This is a genomic window from Sphingomonas sp. CCH5-D11, assembly GCF_001557395.1.
Lineage (GTDB): Bacteria > Pseudomonadota > Alphaproteobacteria > Sphingomonadales > Sphingomonadaceae > Sphingomonas.
This window is the reverse complement of the sequence record NZ_LSKH01000316.1, coordinates 1-3,232: the sequence shown is the minus strand read 5'-3', so window position 1 is coordinate 3,232 and position 3,232 is coordinate 1. Positions and strand designations below refer to the sequence as shown.

Below are 3,232 nucleotides of genomic sequence, written 5' to 3'. Positions count from 1 at the left end.
CTCCGCAAACAGCGTGGGGGCAAAAGGCATGGGCGCATGCGGCGCGCCGTTGCGCCGCCGGCCAATCCCCTCAATATGCGGGGCAGACATTCGACACAAGCACGACAGGCAAACACGATCTTGGGACTTCTTGACCGATTCCGCCGGCGCGATCGCGATGCGGCGGCCCCGCTCTATGCCGCGGTGGTCGCAAAGGCGCGCGAGCCGCACTGGTATCTCGAAGGTGGCGCGCCCGACACATTGGACGGGCGGTTCGACATGGTGGCGGCGGTGCTCGCCATGGTCATGCTGCGCATAGAGGCCGAGCCGCCGGGCGACATGGCGGCCGCGGCGCTCTCGACGGACGTGACCGAGCGGTTCGTCGACGACATGGATGCCCAGGTGCGCCAGATCGGCTTCGGCGACATCGTCGTCGGCAAGCATGTCGGGCGGATGATGGGAATGCTTGGCGGCCGGTTGGGCGCCTATCGCGCGGCCATGGCCACCGGCGATCTGAGCGAGCCGCTGATCCGCAACCTGTGGCGCGGCGATGCGCCCGCCCCTGCGGCTTCAACCTATGTCAGCGAACAGTTGCAGCGTCTTCACGCCGGGCTGCGCGATGTGCCCTTGTCAGCATTGCGGGAAGGACGGCTGGCATGACGCCCGAGTTTTCGCGCCCCGTGCGCATCGACACGATCGGTGAAGGCGATCGCAGCGAGACGATCGAGGCGAACGAGGCGGAGCGCGCCGCCCTTGCCCAGCGCTTCGGCCTGGTCGCGATCGAGCGGCTGACCGGCACGTTCGTCCTGCGCCGGGAGGCATCCGGCATCGCCGTCACCGGCCAAGTCGCGGCCACGGCGACCCAGGCCTGCTCGATCACCGGCGAGCCGCTCCCCGCGAAGGTGGATGAGCAGGCCCGTCTCCGCTTCGTCGATGATCTCGGCGAGGGCGAGGAGGTCGAACTCGACGACACCGATATCGACATTCTGCCGCTCGAAGGCGCCGCGATCGACCTGGGCGAGGTCGCAGCCGAAACGCTGGCGCTGTCGCTCGATCCCTTCCCCCGCGGCCCCAATGCGGAAGCCGCGCTGAAGGAAGCCGGCGTGCTGAGCGAAGGGGAGGCCGGCCCGTTCGGCGCTCTTGCTGCGCTCAAGGACAAGCTGAAGGGGAAAGACTGAGCGGTGCCTGATGGCGCCGCCTCGCTCTGACCCGATTGCCCTTCCACGCCGCACGGCGCCCCTCTTCGTCCGACTAGGGGATGCGCCAGGCTCCCGGTCCGAAAGCACCTCCCCGGCGTAAGCGGGGCCCAGGTGGAGGACGAAAGGGCCAGGCGCACCGGCAGCGACTATATCGTTCCGGTTAGGGCTCCAGCCCTCGCGGGAAAGCGCACGGGGATCAGGCGCCAAGCGCCGCCCGCTACGCCGGACGCCTGCTGCTTGCCCGTATCGCGCTCAGCGTGGTGCCGGCGGTGATCTGCTCCACGTCCGTCTTCAGGTGAAGGAGGCGAACCCCCTTCTCCTCCATGGCGCGCGCCAGCGCGGAAGCGAAATCATCCGTTCGCTCCACCGTCTCCGACCAGGCGCCATAGGCGCGGGCCAGCAGTGCGAAATCGGGGTTGATCAGGCGCGTGGCGGATTGCCGTGCGGGAAACTCCCGCTCCTGGTGCATCCGGATCGTGCCATAGGTGCCGTTGTCGACCACGATGACCAGCATGTCGCAATGATGCTGGATGGCGGTGGCCAGTTCCTGACCGTTCATCAGGAAATCGCCGTCGCCCGCCACCGCAACCACCATCCGCTCCGGACGGCGCAGTGACGCGGCGACCGCGGCCGGCACGCCATAGCCCATCGCCCCCGCGGTCGGCGCCAGCTGGGTGCCCGGTCCGGCGTAGCGCCAGAAGCGGTGCCACCAGCCGGAAAAGTTGCCCGCGCCGTTGCAGATGATCGTGTCCGCCGGCAACGCCGCGCGCATCGTCATCACGCATGGCCCAAGGTCCAGCGCAACGCCCTCGCGCTCGCTGGCTGTCGACCAGGCGCAATAATCGTCATGCGCTTCCAGATCGTGGGAGCGGCTCGGGCCATCCACCAGCGTCAGCGCCTCGCCGAACTCCGTCATGGAGGCGCAGATCGCAAGATCGGTGCGATAGGTCATCCCAAGCTCGGCGGGGTCGGGGTGGACGTGAACCAGCCGCTGCCCCGGATGCTCGGGCGTGATCAGCGTATAGCCGTCGGTCGTCGCCTCACCCAGCCGGGCACCGATCACCAGCAGCAGGTCGGCCGCCTTGACCCGGTCGACCAGCGCCGGATTGGGGCCATAGCCCAGGTTGCCGGCATAAGCGGGGCAATCGTTGGGCACGGCATCCTGCCGGCGGAATGCCGCGATCAACGGCACTCCCGCGCGGTCGCCCCATGCCGCGACATTCTGACCGGCAGTGGCATCCCAGCCCGCGCCGCCGATAATCGCGACCGGCCGTTCCGCCGTCGCCAGCAGGTCCGCCAGTTGCTCCATTGCGTCAGGATCGGGCGCTTGCCCCACCCGCTCGACGCGCGGGCGATCGATCGCCTCGATCTCGTCCAGCAGCATGTCCTCCGGCAGCGCCAGCACCACCGGGCCGGGCCGTCCGTTCATCGCCGTCGCATAAGCGCGGGCGACATATTCTGGGATGCGCCGCGCATCATCGATCCGCGCCGCCCATTTGGCGACCGGCCCGAACATCGCAGCGAAGTCGATTTCCTGAAACGCTTCCCGGTCGCGCGTTCCGCGATCCACATCGCCGATGAAGAGGATCATCGGCTGCGAATCCTGCATCGCCACGTGCACGCCGATTGCGGCGTTGGTCGCCCCCGGCCCGCGCGTGACGAACGCGACGCCCGGCCGGTGCGTCAAGGCGCCATCGGCACAGGCCATGAAGGTAACGCCGCCTTCCTGCCGGCAGGTGACGACATCGATCTCCGGCGTATCCACCAGCGCGTCGAGCACGGCGAGGAAGCTTTCGCCGGGCACGGTGAAGATCCGGTCGCAACCTTGTGCGACGAGTTGATCGACCAGAATGCGGCCGCCGGTGCGGATGGGGGAGTTCATGAGCGGGAGTGTAGAGCGAAGCGGAGGGCGGGGAAACTACCCTTCCCTTCGACAGCGCGTCCCGTTCAACCCGCGCACCCCTCTCTCCGACCGTCTCTGGCGACCCGCCCTCTCCGTCCGTCTCTGGCGCTCCACTCTCCCCGTCCGTATCTGGCGATCCACCCTCCCCGTT

General features: G+C 68.4%; 3 protein-coding genes. 2 read left to right on the top strand and 1 reads right to left on the bottom strand.

Features of this window, described 5'->3' with window-relative positions; genetic code table 11:
• The first annotated feature begins 120 nt into the window (after positions 1 to 120).
• Together AX702_RS19740 and AX702_RS19735 are read left to right on the top strand one after the other, a co-directional pair.
• Positions 121 to 639 carry a ubiquinol-cytochrome C chaperone family protein gene (locus AX702_RS19740; RefSeq protein ID WP_066782094.1) on the top strand — a complete coding sequence of 173 codons (519 nt, stop codon included), beginning with the start codon at positions 121 to 123 and terminating at the stop codon, positions 637 to 639.
• Positions 636 to 1,157, top strand: a complete 522-nt coding sequence (locus AX702_RS19735; RefSeq protein ID WP_066782093.1) for a YceD family protein — start codon at positions 636 to 638, stop codon at positions 1,155 to 1,157. The genes AX702_RS19740 and AX702_RS19735 overlap by 4 nt, the downstream gene beginning before the upstream one ends.
• Before the next feature lie 238 nt (positions 1,158 to 1,395).
• Here AX702_RS19735 and AX702_RS19730 read toward each other — a convergent pair whose 3' ends face one another.
• The gene (locus AX702_RS19730) at positions 1,396 to 3,060 is read right to left on the bottom strand and encodes a thiamine pyrophosphate-binding protein (RefSeq protein WP_066782092.1); all 1,665 of its coding nucleotides are present in this window, start codon (positions 3,058 to 3,060) and stop codon (positions 1,396 to 1,398) included.
• Positions 3,061 to 3,232 lie beyond the last annotated feature (172 nt).